The following is a 14,390-nucleotide window of genomic DNA, read 5'->3' as shown; positions in this document are numbered from 1 at the left end:
CAGGGAGCAACCGGACTTGTCCACTTTCACCACTCGGCCCGAGATCAAGGGCACCTTCGGCGTCGTCGGCAGCACCCACTGGCTGGCGAGCGCCGCCGGCATGGGGATCCTGGAAAAGGGCGGGAACGCCTTCGATGCGGCGGTCGCCATGGGCTTTGCGCTGCAGGTGGTGGAGCCGCACCTGAACGGCCCCGGCGGCGAGGTGCCGATCATCTTCCATTCGGCCAAGACCGGAAAGGGCGAGGTTCTCTGCGGCCAGGGCACGGCCCCGGCGGGCGCCACCATCGAGCATTACCGGCGCGAGGGGCTGGACCTGGTCCCCGGCACGGGCCTTTTGGCGACCGTGATCCCCGGCGCCTTCGACGCCTGGATGCAGTTGTTGCGCGACCACGGCACCATGAAGCCGGCGGAGGTCCTGAGCTACGCCATCGGCTACGCCGAGAAGGGCTATGCGCTGGTGCCGCTGATCTGCGCGACCATCGAACGGGTCGAGGATCTCTTCCTGACCGAATGGGAGGGCTCGCGCGCCCTTTACATGGCCGACGGAAAGGTGCCGGAGCCCGGCACGCTGTTCCGCAACCGCCAGCTCGCCGAAACCTATAAGCGCATCGTCGCCGAGGCCGAGGCCGCGGGCGGCGACCGCGAAGCGCAGATCGAGGCGGCCCGCCGCACCTGGTCCCAGGGCTTCATCGCCGAGGCGATCGACCGCTTCGCCTCCTCCACGCCGACCATGGATTCCTCCGGCGAGCGTCATCTGGGCGTCATCACCGGCCAGGACATGGCGGACTGGCAGGCGCACTACGAAGAGCCAACCTCGGTCGACTACCACGGTTATCGCTTCTGCAAGGGCGGCTTCTGGAGCCAGGGGCCGGTGTTCCTGCAACAGATGCGACTGCTGGAAGGCTTCGACCTCGCCTCGCTCGACCCAAAGGGCCCGGAGTTCGTGCACCTCATCACCGAGGCCTGCAAGCTCGCCATGGCCGACCGGGAGGGCTACTACGGCGACCCGAAGTTCGTCGACGTGCCCGAAGCGACGCTGCTTTCGCGGGCCTATGCCGAAGAGCGCCGCAAGCTGATCGGCGATACCGCCTCGCTGGAGATCATTCCCGGCAGCATCGAGGGCTACGAGCCCAGGGTGATCTACGGCCTGGACGAAGACGACGACGATTTCGACGCCACCGGCGCGGGCGAGCCCACGGTGCAGACCGATGGCCAGACCAAGGGCGACACCTGCCACATCGACGTGATCGACCGTTGGGGCAACATGGTCTCCGCCACGCCCTCCGGCGGCTGGCTGCAGTCCTCTCCGGTGATCCCGGAGCTGGGCTTCTGCCTCAACAGCCGCGCGCAGATGTTCTGGCTGGAGGAGGACGTGCCCGCCGCGCTGGCCCCCGGCAAGCGCCCGCGCACCACGCTGTCCGTCAATCTGGTCTACCGGGAGGAAGAGCCCTACATGGTCTTCGGCACGCCCGGCGGCGACCGTCAGGATCAGTGGACGGTCGGCTTCCTGCTGCGCCACCTCCATCACGGCATGAACCTTCAGGAATCCATCGACTGCCCCATGTGGCAGACCGACCACTTCCCCTCTTCCTTCTGGCCCCGGAACGCCGATCTGGGCTCGCTGACGCTCGAAGACCGCTTTCCCAAGGCGACGGTCGAGGGCCTGAAGGAGCGGGGTCATAAGGTGACGCTGGTCGACGGTTGGTCCCTGGGGCGCATCTCGGCGGCCACCAAGGAAGGCGATCTGCTGAAGGCAGCGGCCAATCCCCGGTTCAACCAAGGCTACGCCATCGGGCGCTGAGCCTCTTCGGCTCGCGGGCGATGTCCTTAAAATGTCCTATTAAAAATGGTTAAAGAAGCGTTAATATAATTGGACGTTTTCTCATGGCTGCTTAGGATTTCGCCATGATTGAGGTTAAGTCACGAGACCAGGAAGCACAGCCTCTGACCCGCGCGCTCGAGCATATCGACGGTGCGGGGCTGGCCGATTCCGTCTTGAAGGGCATGATCCGGCGGGGGGCCCGCCGTCAAGAGGTGGTCGCCCGGCTGCGCCGTCTGGCCGACGCTCTGCACGGTCTGGCCAATGAGTTCGAAAGCAGCTCCTCGGGTGAGGAGTATTTCGAAAGCCGACGCCGCCAGATACTGGCGCGCATGACCCGCTTCGGCGGCGGACTTTACTAGACCGGACTCTTCGATAACCCTTGGGCGCTATTGCTGGCGTCGGCGTCCCGCTGGGCCGCCGCGCCGTTTGGCTTGGATGCGCCGTCCTTCCGCCGCTTCCTTCAAGAGCGCAATGAGTCTGGCGTGTTGGTCGTTGGCGGCCTTCATCTCCGCAACCGCGTAGTCCTCGATCAAGCGCTTCGCGGCGGCGGCTACGTCCGCGTCGACGCCCAGCCTCAGGGTCCAGGCGAGAAACACGTCCTCGGCCGGGCCGGGGAACTCCTCGCCCATTTCCAGGGACATCTTGATGATCCCTTGCGGGTCTTCCGGGCTGTCGAAGCTGCTTTGGTATCGAATGATCATCGGGCGGCGGCTTTCCTGCGGCGCAAGACGGTGAAGCGGTAGGGCAGCCAAAAGAGACAGCCGCCCGTCTCCGGACGCTCGTCCACAACAGCGTCGAAATCTCGCCTGATGGCGTCCTCCGCCGCTTCCAGAGCGTCGCGCCGGGCGGGATCGATGCGCAGCAGCTCCGCCAGCAGGCTGTCCACGCCGGCGACCTTCCAGGCGCCCAGATACTCGCCGCGCGCCAGCAGTTCCCAGTCCGGCAGGGCGGCGGCGCGCTGCAACGCCTCCTCCGCCTTGGCGCGCACGAAGGTCTCGTCATCGACCGGCGCCAGCAGGTCGTGCAAAGCGCCCTCGGCGATGGGCTCCAGCACGTAGAGCGGCGCGCCCGGCTTCAGGACCCGTGCGGCCTCCGCCAGTCCGGCGTCCATGAGATCCAGCGGCAGGTGATGCAACGCATTGAAGAAGATTGCACCGTCCAGGCTGCCGCTTTCCAGCGGCAGGCTCTGAGCGCCCGCCTGAAGGTAGCGCTCACTGCCCACTGGCCCCGCCGCCTCGGCCTTCTCAAGCTGTGCGCCGTTCGGGTCGATGCCGATAACCCTGGCGCCGCGCTTGGTGAGCGAGCGCACGAGCGAGCCCTCGCCGCAGCCGATGTCGGCCAAGAGGTGCCCCTCGATGGGAACGAAAGCGGCGAGCCGCTCCATGTGGCGTGCCTTCGGTCGCCCGGTCATGGCGCTAGAGGCTTGCATAGGCATCGGCAAAGCGCTCGGCCAGCAGCGCGCGTTCGGCCTGCGTGCCGACGCTGACCCGTACGTGGCGGCCCAGGCGCGGCACGCCGGGACGGCGCACGAAGACGCCGGCCTCGTGCAGCAGCCGCACCATGGTCTGGGAGCGGTCCTCGCTGCCGACGTCGATCGCCACGAAGTTGGTGTGGCTGGGGATGAAGGGGAGGGAGAGGCTCGCCGCCAGGGCCTCGTAGTCCTTGCGCGCGGCCGCCACCTCCGCGATCACGCCGGAGACGAAGCCTTCGTCGCCGAGCGAGGCCGCCGCCGCGAGCTGGGAGAGCCGCCCCACGCCGAAATGCATGCGGATCTTGTCCAGCGCCGCGCCGACCTCTGCGGTCGCGAGGGCATAGCCGATGCGCAAGCCCGCCAGGCCGTGCGCCTTGGAGAAGGTGCGAAGCCGGATCAGGCGCGGGTCTTCCGCCTGAAGCGGCAGCAGCGCCTCCTGCGGCATGAACTCGTAGTAGGCCTCGTCCAGCAGCAGCAGGCAGCCTTCGGGCAAGCGCTCCAGCAGATCGGCGATGGCCTCGCGGCCCAGGAGGGTGCCGGTGGGATTGTCGGGATTCGCGAGGTAGAGCAGCTTTGCCTTTTCCTCCCGCGCGGCGGCCAAGAGCCCGTCCAGGTCGTTGTGGAAGTCCTCCCGGTAGGGCACCTCGATCAGCCGCCCGCCGTAGCCCCGGACGTGGTAGTTGAAGGTGGGATAGCCGCCGAGCGAGGTCACGATGGCGTCGCCCGGATCGACATAGGCGCGGACCAGGAGCCCCAGCAGGCCGTCGATGCCCTCTCCCACCACGATGTTGGCGGGCTCGCAGCCGAGGGCGGCGCAGAGCGCCTGCTTCAGCTCGAAGTGCTCGGCATCGCAGTACCAGCTTGCGCGGGCGGCCTCTTGCTGAAGGACCGCAACGGCGTCCGGCGAGACGCCGAAGTTGCTCTCGTTCGCGCCGAGCCGCAGCTCATAGGGGCGCCCCAACTGCCTTTGCAGCGTCTCGGGTCCGACGAAGGGGGTCGAGGCAGGCAGCCCGGCTAGGATGCTGGCGTAGGCGGCGGTCATGGTGCTGTTGCCTCCTTCCGGGGCTTTGCTTTTCCTCCCGGCACCCTTGCCGGGTGCGCGTCTTCTCGTCTAGACCAGAGAGCAGCTCAGGCCAAGGGAGGAGTGGAGTATGACGCAGGAGAGCTTTCAGGACATCCGCGATGCCGTGCGTCAGCTTTGCGAGGAGTATCCCGCGGACTACTGGCGCAAGCTCGATCGGGAGAAGGCCTACCCCAGCGCCTTCGTGAACGCGCTGACCGAGGCGGGTTATCTCGCCTGCCTGATCCCCGAGGAGTACGGCGGCTCCGGCCTGCCGCTGGCCGCGGGCACCGCGATCCTGGAGGAGATCCAGGCGAGCGGCGCCAACGCGGCGGCCTGCCATGCCCAGATGTACACCATGGGCACGGTGCTGAAGCACGGCTCGGACGCGCAGAAGAAGACCTGGCTGCCCAAGATCGCCAGCGGCGAGTTGCGGCTCCAGGCCTTCGGCGTCACCGAGCCGACCTCGGGCACGGATACGCTTTCCCTGCGGACCACGGCGGTCCGGAAGGGCGAGCGCTATGTGGTGAACGGGCAGAAGGTCTGGACCAGCCGCGCCGAGCACAGCGACCTTATGCTTTTGCTGGCGCGCACCACGCCCAAGGAGGAGGTGGAAAGGAAAGGCGAGGGGCTCTCCGTCTTCCTGGTCGACCTGCGCGAGGTTCTGGGCAAGGGCGTCGAGATCCGGCCCCTGCGCGCCATGATCAACCACTCCTCCACCGAGGTCTTCTTCGACGATCTGGAGATCCCGGCCGAGAACCTGATCGGCGAGGAGGGCAAGGGCTTCCGCTACATCCTGGACGGCATGAACGCCGAGCGCATCCTGATCGCCTCGGAATGTATCGGCGATGCCCGCTGGTTCATCGAGAAAGCCAGCGCCTATGCCGGAGAGCGCCGGGTTTTCAACCGCCCGATCGGGCAGAACCAGGGCGTCCAGTTTCCCATCGCCCGCGCCTTCGCCCAGAAGGAGGCCGCCGCCCTGATGGTGCAGCGCGCCGCCGCGCTCTTCGACGGCGGTGAGAAGTGCGGGCCCGAGGCCAACATGGCCAAGCTGCTGGCCTCCGAGGCCTCCTGGGCGGCGGCGGAGGCCTGCCTGCAGACCCACGGCGGATTCGGTTTCGCCGAGGAGTACGACGTGGAGCGCAAGTGGCGCGAGACGCGGCTCTATCAGATCGCGCCGATTTCAACCAATATGATCCTCTCCTATCTGGCCGAGCATGTGCTGGGCCTGCCGCGCAGCTACTGACCGGAGCCGCAGACGCCCATGAGCAGCCCCGCCCTCACCGACTGGATCGGCAGGCAGGAGGTGGTGGACGACCGCCTGGACCTGACCCGCGCCCGGGCCATGCAGGCGACCCTGGACCTGAGCGAGCGGCCGCTGGAGCTGGGCGACACCCTGCCGCCGCTCTGGCATTGGCTCTACTTTTGGCAGATCGCGCCGCTTTCCGGTCTGGGTCCCGACGGTCACCCGGCACGCGGCGGCTTCCTACCGCCGGTGCCCTTGCAGCGCCGCATGTGGGCCGGGGGGCGACTGGAGTTTCCGGGCCGCCTGCCGCTCGGCCAGCGCGCGACCCGCCGCTCGACCATCAAGGACGTGCAGGAAAAGGAAGGCAAGAGCGGCAGGCTGGTCTTCGTCACCGTCCGTCACGAGTTGGCCGCCAGCGGCGATCCCGCGGTGATAGAGGAGCAGGACATCGTCTACCGCGACGCACCGGAAGGCCCCTTCGCGCCGCCGCCCGGCAAGGCCTGCGAGCTGGAGGCCGACTGGCGCGCCGAGGTCGAGGCGACGCCGACGCAGCTGTTCCGCTATTCGGCCCTGACCTTCAACGGCCATCGCATCCACTACGACCCCGACTACGCGCGGGAGGTCGAAGGCTACCCCGGCCTGATCGTGCACGGACCGCTCCTGGCGACCCTGCTGCTGGGGCGCTACCTGAAGGAGCGCCGCGGGCGCGCGCTGACGCGCTACAGCTTCCGGGCCTTGCGGCCCATCTTCGACATCGCGCCCTTCAAGGTCTGCGGGCGCGCCGATGGGCAGCTCTGGATCGAAGACCCCGAAGGCATGATGGCCATGCGGGCCGAGGCCGGTTAGAAATCTGTCACAGGAAAAACACGGCGGTCCCGGCTTGAAGCCTCTGGCCGCCGACCCCTAGTTCTTGAAGGCTTCGCCGTCCAATGGCCCGACGGGCCCGGTCTTACCCGCCAACAAAAGGAGCGCGGTCTCTTGCGCCATGCGATGAAACCTTTTGCGTCCCTGGGCTTTCTCTGCGCCGTCTTCCTCTGCGCCGTCCCTCTGGCCGCCAGGATGGCGCTGGCGGAGGATGAGATGCCGACCCCCGACGACCGCTGGGCTGTTTCCGGCGTCCTGGAGAACGATCTCTTCGCCGGGACCGACCGCCACTACACCAATGGCGTGCTGGCCAGCGCCCTCTCGCCGCAGGACGAGACCCTGGGGCTCCCCGCCGACTGGTGGAACGTCCTTCCCGGTCACCGGGGCGGGGCGAGCAAGGCGCGGATCGGCTTTCACCTCGGCCAGTCCATGTTCACGCCCGAGGACATCGGCGTTTCGGCGCCGCAGCCCGACGACCGTCCCTATGGCGCCTGGCTTCATGGCGGGGTCTCGATGGTCTCGGAGAGCGCCCACGAGTTGCGCGCGCTGACCCTCGATCTTGGCGTGGTCGGGCCGGCGGCCTTTGGGGAGGAGGCGCAGTCCTTCGTCCACGACGTGATCGGGTCGGACGAACCCCAGGGCTGGGACAACCAGATCCGCAACGAGCCGACCATCACGCTGGCTTATGACCACAGGTGGCAGAACGTCTTCGAGTTGAGGCCGGAGAACGGCATCGGGGTCGATCTGATGCCGCATGTCTCCGGCGCGCTGGGCAACGCCTACACCTATGCGGGCGCGGGCGCGACGCTGCGCTTCGGCCAGAATTTGCCCGATGATTTCGGGCCCCTGTCGATCCGTCCCGGGTCGATTGGTTCGCCGCTCTACCGGCCTTCGGGCGGCTTTTCCTGGTACCTCTTCGCGGGCGCCGAGGGCCGCGCGGTGGCGCGCAACATCTTCCTGGACGGCAATAGCTTCAAGGACAGCGCCTCGGTCTCCAAGAAACCGCTGGTCGGGGATCTGGTGCTGGGCGCCTCGATGGCCTACGAGCGCGTGCGCCTGACCTACAGCTTCGTGATGCGCTCCAAGGAGTTCGACGGGCAGGACGCGCCCGACAGGTTCGCCTCCCTGACCCTGACCCTGAAGTTCTAGGGGCTTGCGCGGCTGGCCTTCGCGCCCAGATTCTCTATTCTAAGGCGGCCAATCGAAGGCAGCCGAACGAACGCAAGGAGGTTCGATGTCCCTGCCCGCCCTGAAACACCGAGACGCCGCACCGGCGCTGGACGCGCTGCGCCAGCTTCTGGGCGACCGCCTTTCCACGGCTGCGGCGGTGCGCGAGCATCATGGCAAGGACGTTTCCTATCATGAGGGCGCCGCGCCGGATGCCGTGGCCTTCGCCGCCTCCAACGAGGAGGTGGCGGAGATCGTCCGGATCTGCGCCGCTCACAAGGTGCCTGTCGTACCCTTCGGCACCGGCACCTCGCTGGAGGGGCACATCGCCGCCCTGGCGGGCGGCGTCTGCCTCGACCTTTCACAGATGAACCAGATTCTTGAGGTCAATGCCGCCGACCTCGATTGCCGGGTTCAGGCTGGAGTGACCCGCAAGCAGCTCAACGAATACCTGCGCGACCAGGGACTGATGTTTCCGATCGATCCCGGGGCGGACGCCTCGCTGGGCGGCATGACGGCGACCCGCGCCTCCGGCACCAACGCCGTGCGCTACGGCACCATGCGCGAGAACGTGCTGGGCCTGACGGTGGTGACGGCGGACGGCCGGGTGGTGAAGACGGGCGGGCGCGCCCGCAAGTCCTCGGCCGGCTACGACCTGACCCGGCTTTTCGTCGGTTCCGAGGGCACGCTCGGCGTGATCACCGAGGTGCAGTTGCGCCTGCACGGCATCCCCGAGACCATCGCCTCGGCGGTCTGTTCCTTCGAGACCCTGGCAGGCGCGGTCGACAGCGTGATCGCGACCATCCAGATGGGCATTCCGGTGGCCCGCATCGAGCTGCTGGACGAGGTGCAGATGGCGGCCAGCAACCGCTACTCCGACCTCGACTACCCGGAGCAGCCGACGCTGTTCTTCGAGTTTCACGGCTCCGAGGCCTCCGCCAAGGAGCAGGCCGAGAGCGTCGCCGCGATCGCCGAGGAGAACGGCGGCGGAGCCTTCCGCTGGGCGACCCTGGCCGAGGAGCGCAACAAGCTTTGGCAGGCCCGCCATGACGCCTACTACGCCGCGCTGGCCTTGCGCCCGGGCGCGGGCGGCTGGGCGACGGACGTCTGCGTGCCCATCTCCCGGCTCGCCGAGTGCATCGCCGAGACCAGGCGCGACATCGACGAGAGCGGCCTGACCGCCCCCATCGTGGGGCACGTGGGGGACGGCAACTTCCACCTGATCTACCTGCTCGATAAGGACGACCCGGAAGAGATCAAGCGGGCCGAGGCCCATAACGACCGCATGGTGATGCGGGCGCTTGCGCTCGGCGGCACCTGCACCGGCGAACACGGCATCGGCTACGGCAAAATGGAATTCCTGAAGGCCGAGCAGGGCGAGGCCGTGTCCTTGATGCGCAGCGTCAAGCAGGCGCTCGACCCGGACAACATCATGAACCCTGGAAAGATATTCAGCAGCTAAGAGGCTCTTTTAAATCAGCGCTGAAGCAGAAAGGGCCGGCTACGAAAGCCGGCCCTGTTTCATGCTTGCCTTGAATGCCGGTCAGCGGCGGACGGTCTGTGCGCCCGGCTGCGCCCCTGCGTTCTTTTCCGAACGGCGGATGCCGTCGACGGGGTGATAGAAGATGTGACGGCCGATCTGCGGCCCGCGCACCAGCCGGGGACCCCAGTTCGGGTCGACATAATCGGCGTGGTAGCTGAGCGCGCCTTCGGTCGGGTCCTGGCTGTAGCCCCAATAGATCGCGCGGGCGATCGCTTCGGAACGGGACCAGGCCTCCGGATTGGCGGGGTTGTCGCTGACGCCGTCGCACCAGAAGGAGAACTGGCAGCGGTGGAGCGTTTCGGCCCCGCCCTGCTTCATCACGCCGCAAACGGTGTCGGGATAGCGCTCGTCGGCAACGCGGTTCATCACGACGTGGCCGACCGCGACTTTGCCCTCGTCGGGCTCCCCGCGCGCCTCGTGATAGAGCGTCATGGCCAGGCAGTTCAGTTCCTCGGTGGCGATAATGCCTTCCTCGGAGTTGTTCTTGTTGTTGGCGGTCGCGCCCGAAAAGGTGACGCAGATACCCAGGGCCAGGATCGCGGCGGCGAGCGCGATCGGACCGGCCTTGGCCGAATGAGTCAGGGCGAAGAATGGCGATGTCGTCATCTGTCGCAGTCCTACGTAAGGGGTCGTGGAATCATCTTCAAAAAAACGCCCACCTCTCGGATCATGGGAGAGGAGGACGTCCGTTAACTGATCTTTAATCTAATCACGCCGGCCAAATGGTCAAGCCGATGGGGCGCGATGCATGCCAGTCATGCGCAAGGATAGAGACAAAGAATTGGAGCAGAAATAAGACAGAGTGGGCCGCGGAAATGCCACATTTTATACTTTGTACTGCCGTTCGCAGGCATTACTCAGAGTGTAGTTCCTAAGTATTGGTATTGTGACATATCGGCCACAGACAGCTCCGTGCAGACCAGAGCTTAACGAAAGGTTAAAAATTCCCATGGGATTCCAAGGGATAATCCTGGAAGACGAATATGTCACATTACGCACAATTTTACGTAATTGCCTGATTTTTCAGATGACTTTTCAAGAAGAGACCTGAGAACTCGCCAGCAATCTATTATGCTGGCAAAAATTCACCTGCGAGCAGAGGCTGACCGCAGACTCGACCAATAGGCGAACAAGGGAATCGCAAGCAAAAAATGAAACGGCTTTTTCTGGGCTTGATCATCCTTCTGCTGCTCATCGTGGCGGCGATCTTCCTGTTGCCCGGGGTCATCGACTGGAATGATCACCGCGATCGGCTGGCGGCCGAGCTTGAGCGCGCGACGGGCCGTTCCGTCTCGATCCAGGGCGATCTCAGCCTCTCCCTCCTGCCCACGACGGCCTTTTCGATCCAAGGCGTGACCCTGGCGAATCTGGAGGGCGGCTCGGACAGCCCCCTTCTGGACCTGGAGAGTTTGCGGGTGCGCTTGCGCCCCCTGGCGCTGTTGCAGGGCAAGGTCGAGGTGGCCCGCGTCGAGTTGCTCCGCCCCAATGTCCTGTTGGAGCGTTTGCCGGATGGGCGCGTGAACTGGTCCTTCGCGGCATCCGGTGGAGGCTCCGCTGATGGCGGCGCTGCGAGCGGCGTCCAGGAGCCCGGGGGAGGAGGCTTCATACAGGAGGTCTCGCTGGAGGCGTTGCGCATTCAGGACGGGACGCTGACCTACCGCGACCTCGCGACCGGCAGGGAACAGCGTCTCGAGAAGATCAACGGGGAGCTTTCGGCCCCGAGCTTGAAGGGACCCTTCGACCTCCAGGGCGGTTTCTCCTACCAGGGCCGCGCCCTGGCGGTGGAGGTCAAGAGCGGTCAGATGGGCGGCGAGCGCCTTGCGCTGTCGCTGGACCTCGGTCTGCCGGAGGCCGGTGGCGAGGCTGCGCTTCGCGGGCACCTCGAGGGGTTGGAGAGCGGGGAGATCGGCTTCAGCGGCAGCGTCGCCCTGCAAGCCGGGCGTCTGGCCCGCGTCACCCGTCTTCTGGGCGGTCCCGGCGAGGAGATCGCCGTTCTGGACCAGTCCTTCGAGCTGGAGGGCCGCATCGAGGCCGGTCCGCAAGCCGTGAGCCTGACCAGCGAGCGTGTTCTGTTGGGCGGCCAAAGCGCCGAGATCACGGCGCTGGCCGAGTTCGATGGCGGCGAGCCTTTCTACCGCGCGGAGCTTTTGCTGCCGCGCCTTGACCTGGACGAACTCCTGGCGCAACTGGCGCCGCCGCAGAGCGGGGGGGAGAGCGCCGGAAGCGGGTCCCAGAGCGGCATGCCCCTGCCCGACAGCGATTTCAGCTTGCCGGAGGGCCTGACCGCCGAGCTGCGCCTTTCCGTCGGCGCGCTGCTATACCGGGGCCAAGTGGTCCGCGAGGTTGGGCTCGACAGCCGCCTGTCGGATGGCGCCCTGGAGATTTCCCGCGCCGTGGCGCTTCTGCCCGGCGGCTCCGATCTCGGCGTGACCGGCAGCCTGCGCTCCGAAGCGGGGCAGCCGCGCTTCGACGCACGCATCGAGGGAGCCTCCGATAACCTGAGAGGTCTGCTGGCTTGGCTGGGCGTGGAGCTTGACCGCGTGCCGCGCGACCGCCTGCGGCAGGCCAGCGTCACGGCGGCGCTCTCCGGCACGCCTGCCTCCTTTTCCGTCACGGACCTCGACCTGCGGCTCGACCTTTCCCGGCTGACCGGCGGGATCGCGGTGGTGCCCGGCCCGCGTCCGGGTCTGGGCGTCGGCGTCACGCTCGACCGGCTCGACCTTGACGCCTATTTGCCGGAAGCAGAGGCGGCCCCGACCGGGGGGTCCGGCGCCCCTGAGAGCTCGGGCGAGCCGGGCCCCGGCGGCCTGGCCGCGCTGATGACCAGCATCAACGCCAATATGGACGTCCGGGTCGATAGCCTCACCTATCGCGGCGTCACGGCTGAGCAGGTCTATCTGGACGCCTCGCTTGCCGAGGGCGCCTTGGACCTGCGGCGTCTCGTGGTGGGCGACCTGGCGGAGAGCTATCTGGAACTGTCCGGCGCGCTCAGCGCGGCGACGGGAGCGCCCGAGGCCGATCTCACCCTGCAGGTCACGGCCCCCGACCCGGCGGCGCTGGCCCGCGCGCTGGGGCAGGAGCAGCCGGTTCTGGAGCGTGTCGGGCCCAGTGTCCTGGCAGGTAAGGTCAAGGGAGGGCTCTCCGCGCTCGACCTCGACCTGCAATTGAGTGCGCTTTCGGGGACGCTGGAAGCCGCGGGCTCTCTGCAGCCGCTTGCCGATCCGCTGGCCTTCGACATGACGCTGGCCGCGCGGCACGGGCAACTGGGCGGACTCGCCCGCGCCCTGGACCTGCCGGGGTTCGAGCGGGCGACCCCCGGCGCTCTTGACCTTTCCGGCGCGGTTGCCGGCGACCTTTCGCGCTTCGATCTGGATCTGGCCGCGACGCTGGGCGATGGCCGCTACTCCGCCAAGGGCAGCGTGACGCCGGCGGCGGAGGGGCCGGAGCTGGCGCTCGCTCTGAGCGCGTCCCACCCGGAAGCCCGCGCCTTGCTGCGCAGTTTCGGTGGCGAGGCGGGGCCGGATTTGGGCGCGCTGAACCTCGAAACCGCTTTCAGCGGCCGGCCCCAGCGCTTTGCGCTGAGCGATCTTGCGGCGGCGCTGGGCGACATGACTCTGGCGGGGAGCCTATCCTACGACGGCGAGGGAGCGCGCCCTCGCGTCGAGGCCGATCTCAGCGCGCCCGAGTTGGACCTTGCCGCCCTCGAAGCGCTGTCGGGTAGCCGTCCGCCTCCGGCAGGTGGGGGGCAGAGCGAAGGCGCTGCTTCGGCCCCGAAGGCGGCAGGAGAGGGCGGCGCACGCTGGTCGCGCAAGGCGATCGACTTGAGCGGGTTGCAAGCTCTGGATGGCCGCCTGGACCTTTCGCTCGACCGTCTAAAGGCCGACCGGATCGTGATGAACAAGGTCGAGCTGGCCGCGATCCTGGACGCAGGGCTGCTGACGCTTGAGCGCTTTGAGGGCCGCTATGCCGGCGGAGTGGTGACGGCGGAGGGCGCGCTGGATGCCCGCGCACGGCCCAACGCCAGCCTTTCCTTCGATGCAACGCAGCTTTCCAGCAAGCCGATCCTGCGCCGCTTCTTCGATTTCGACCGGGTGTCCGGCCCGGTGACGCTGAGCGGCACGCTGAACAGCACCGGGCGGAGCGAAGCCGAACTGGTCGAGAATCTGAGCGGCCTCGGCAAGGTCGGCGGCACGCTCACCTTCGAAGTGAAGGAGGAGGAGCGGCTGGGCAACCTCGCGCTCACGATCCTGGGTCAGAAGGTCAAGGAGCTTCAAGGCGTCACGGCCTCGGCGAACAGTTTCTTCAACGCCTTCGCCGGGCGGCCCGCCGAGCTCAGCGGCAGCTACCGCATCGACGCCGGGATCCTCACCTCCAACGATCTGAAGCTGGAGAGCGACCGCGCGCGGCTGGAGGACCGCTTGCGTGTCGATCTGCCGGGTTGGACGCTGGAGACCACCGCCGACCTCTACCGCAACGAGGACGCGCCCGGCCAGCCGCCCTACCTGACGCTTGAGGCCAAGGGACCGCTGGACGAGCCCAACTACCGCGTCGCCGGCCGGGCCTTCACAACGCCGGGCGCCGCCACCTCGGGCAGCGGCCAAAAGGACGGCGGCCAGCAGGACGGCGGCACGGATTCCCAGGAAAGCGGCGCTTCAACCGGTAATCCCCTGATGGATCAATTGCAAAAGGTGGTGCCGGGACTGGTCCCTCAAAGCCAGCAACAGGAAGCGCCGGCGCCTCAGGGACAGCAGGCCGCGCCTTCGCCCGAACCTGAGCCGCAACCCGAGCCGCAACCGGAGCCGGAGGCCTCTCCTGAGCCCGAAGCCGCGCCCCAGGAGACGGAGCAGGCGGCCCCGGTGATCCCGGTGATCCCGGAGCCCAAGCCCGCGCCGCCGCCCCAGCCCAAACGGCAGGAGCCGGACCCGGACGCCTTGATCAAGGGGATCCTGGAGAAACTCACGCAGTAGGCAAGCGCTTCGCCTTGGCCTCCTGCTCGGCCAGCCGGTCTTGAAGGCGCCGCAGCACGGCGACCCTGAGGCAGCTTGAGAGGTTGGTCTGTCGTCCTTCGTCCAGTTGCGAGACCAGGGCGTTGAGGGACAGGTTCTCTTCCGCGGCCCAGGCCTTTAATTCCTCCCAGAAGATATCTTCCAGCGACAGGCTGGTGCGGTGTCCGGCAACGGTGACGGATCGCTTGGTCTGGGAGCTGCCCGGCATGGC

Annotated in this window: 12 protein-coding genes; 7 read left to right on the top strand and 5 right to left on the bottom strand. The window is 67.3% G+C overall.

Annotation, left to right across the window (positions count from 1 at the left end; all coding sequences use genetic code 11):
* Positions 1 to 16 precede the first annotated feature (16 nt).
* Both P8X75_08525 and P8X75_08520 read left to right on the top strand, forming a co-directional pair.
* Complete coding sequence (locus P8X75_08525; GenBank protein ID MEJ1995246.1) at positions 17 to 1,801, top strand: gamma-glutamyltransferase family protein; 1,785 nt, start codon at positions 17 to 19, stop codon at positions 1,799 to 1,801.
* Positions 1,802 to 1,905: 104 nt separating this feature from the next.
* Entirely contained in the window at positions 1,906 to 2,181 is a 276-nt protein-coding gene (locus P8X75_08520) for a hypothetical protein (protein MEJ1995245.1), read from the top strand.
* A gap of 27 nt (positions 2,182 to 2,208) precedes the next feature.
* Here P8X75_08520 and P8X75_08515 read toward each other — a convergent pair whose 3' ends face one another.
* Genes P8X75_08515 through P8X75_08505 form a run of 3 tightly spaced genes read right to left on the bottom strand, consistent with a single transcriptional unit; the run spans position 2,209 to position 4,335 of the window.
* Entirely contained in the window at positions 2,209 to 2,523 is a 315-nt protein-coding gene (locus tag P8X75_08515; protein ID MEJ1995244.1) for a hypothetical protein, read from the bottom strand.
* Positions 2,520 to 3,233 carry a methyltransferase domain-containing protein gene (locus tag P8X75_08510; protein ID MEJ1995243.1) on the bottom strand — a complete coding sequence of 238 codons (714 nt, stop codon included), beginning with the start codon at positions 3,231 to 3,233 and terminating at the stop codon, positions 2,520 to 2,522. Before P8X75_08510 ends, P8X75_08515 begins: the two co-directional genes overlap by 4 nt.
* Before the next feature lie 4 nt (positions 3,234 to 3,237).
* Positions 3,238 to 4,335: an aminotransferase class I/II-fold pyridoxal phosphate-dependent enzyme gene (locus tag P8X75_08505; GenBank protein MEJ1995242.1), complete on the bottom strand. Its 1,098-nt coding sequence runs from the start codon at positions 4,333 to 4,335 to the stop codon at positions 3,238 to 3,240.
* 109 nt (positions 4,336 to 4,444) lie between these two features.
* Here P8X75_08505 and P8X75_08500 point away from each other — a divergent pair, with 109 nt between their 5' ends.
* From P8X75_08500 to P8X75_08485, 4 genes are all read left to right on the top strand, one after another.
* Complete coding sequence (locus P8X75_08500; protein MEJ1995241.1) at positions 4,445 to 5,599, top strand: acyl-CoA/acyl-ACP dehydrogenase; 1,155 nt, start codon at positions 4,445 to 4,447, stop codon at positions 5,597 to 5,599.
* Positions 5,600 to 5,617: 18 nt separating this feature from the next.
* A complete protein-coding gene (locus tag P8X75_08495) occupies positions 5,618 to 6,445 on the top strand; it encodes a MaoC family dehydratase N-terminal domain-containing protein (protein ID MEJ1995240.1) in 828 nt (275 codons plus the stop codon).
* 144 nt (positions 6,446 to 6,589) lie between these two features.
* Entirely contained in the window at positions 6,590 to 7,612 is a 1,023-nt protein-coding gene (locus P8X75_08490) for a lipid A deacylase LpxR family protein (protein MEJ1995239.1), read from the top strand.
* Positions 7,613 to 7,697: 85 nt separating this feature from the next.
* Positions 7,698 to 9,092 (top strand): FAD-linked oxidase C-terminal domain-containing protein, encoded by a 1,395-nt coding sequence (locus P8X75_08485; protein ID MEJ1995238.1) that lies wholly within the window; start codon positions 7,698 to 7,700, stop codon positions 9,090 to 9,092.
* An 81-nt stretch (positions 9,093 to 9,173) separates the two neighbouring features.
* Here the strand turns inward: P8X75_08485 and P8X75_08480 are convergent, their stop codons facing one another.
* Positions 9,174 to 9,779 (bottom strand): cell wall hydrolase, encoded by a 606-nt coding sequence (locus P8X75_08480; protein ID MEJ1995237.1) that lies wholly within the window; start codon positions 9,777 to 9,779, stop codon positions 9,174 to 9,176.
* A 545-nt stretch (positions 9,780 to 10,324) separates the two neighbouring features.
* Between P8X75_08480 and P8X75_08475 the strand changes: the two genes are divergently transcribed.
* Positions 10,325 to 14,140 carry an AsmA family protein gene (locus P8X75_08475; protein ID MEJ1995236.1) on the top strand — a complete coding sequence of 1,272 codons (3,816 nt, stop codon included), beginning with the start codon at positions 10,325 to 10,327 and terminating at the stop codon, positions 14,138 to 14,140.
* Here P8X75_08475 and P8X75_08470 read toward each other — a convergent pair.
* The gene (locus P8X75_08470) at positions 14,130 to 14,387 is read right to left on the bottom strand and encodes a ribbon-helix-helix domain-containing protein (GenBank protein ID MEJ1995235.1); all 258 of its coding nucleotides are present in this window, start codon (positions 14,385 to 14,387) and stop codon (positions 14,130 to 14,132) included. The genes P8X75_08475 and P8X75_08470 overlap by 11 nt on opposite strands.
* Between the last annotated feature and the right edge of the window lie 3 nt (positions 14,388 to 14,390).

Source organism: Limibacillus sp. (assembly GCA_037379885.1).
Classification (GTDB): domain Bacteria; phylum Pseudomonadota; class Alphaproteobacteria; order Kiloniellales; family CECT-8803; genus JARRJC01.
This window is presented reverse-complemented; position numbering and strand designations above follow the sequence as displayed.

What these genes read in the sequence shown, in the direction of transcription:
- P8X75_08520 (MEJ1995245.1), top strand. Translation starts at nt 1,906, where the DNA reads ATGATTGAGGTTAAGTCACGAGACCAGGAAGCACAGCCTCTGACCCGC.
- P8X75_08515 (MEJ1995244.1), bottom strand. Translation starts at nt 2,523, where the DNA reads ATGATCATTCGATACCAAAGCAGCTTCGACAGCCCGGAAGACCCGCAA.
- P8X75_08510 (MEJ1995243.1), bottom strand. Translation starts at nt 3,233, where the DNA reads ATGACCGGGCGACCGAAGGCACGCCACATGGAGCGGCTCGCCGCTTTC.
- P8X75_08505 (MEJ1995242.1), bottom strand. Translation starts at nt 4,335, where the DNA reads ATGACCGCCGCCTACGCCAGCATCCTAGCCGGGCTGCCTGCCTCGACC.
- P8X75_08500 (MEJ1995241.1), top strand. Translation starts at nt 4,445, where the DNA reads ATGACGCAGGAGAGCTTTCAGGACATCCGCGATGCCGTGCGTCAGCTT.
- P8X75_08495 (MEJ1995240.1), top strand. Translation starts at nt 5,618, where the DNA reads ATGAGCAGCCCCGCCCTCACCGACTGGATCGGCAGGCAGGAGGTGGTG.
- P8X75_08490 (MEJ1995239.1), top strand. Translation starts at nt 6,590, where the DNA reads ATGAAACCTTTTGCGTCCCTGGGCTTTCTCTGCGCCGTCTTCCTCTGC.
- P8X75_08485 (MEJ1995238.1), top strand. Translation starts at nt 7,698, where the DNA reads ATGTCCCTGCCCGCCCTGAAACACCGAGACGCCGCACCGGCGCTGGAC.
- P8X75_08480 (MEJ1995237.1), bottom strand. Translation starts at nt 9,779, where the DNA reads ATGACGACATCGCCATTCTTCGCCCTGACTCATTCGGCCAAGGCCGGT.
- P8X75_08475 (MEJ1995236.1), top strand. Translation starts at nt 10,325, where the DNA reads ATGAAACGGCTTTTTCTGGGCTTGATCATCCTTCTGCTGCTCATCGTG.
- P8X75_08470 (MEJ1995235.1), bottom strand. Translation starts at nt 14,387, where the DNA reads ATGCCGGGCAGCTCCCAGACCAAGCGATCCGTCACCGTTGCCGGACAC.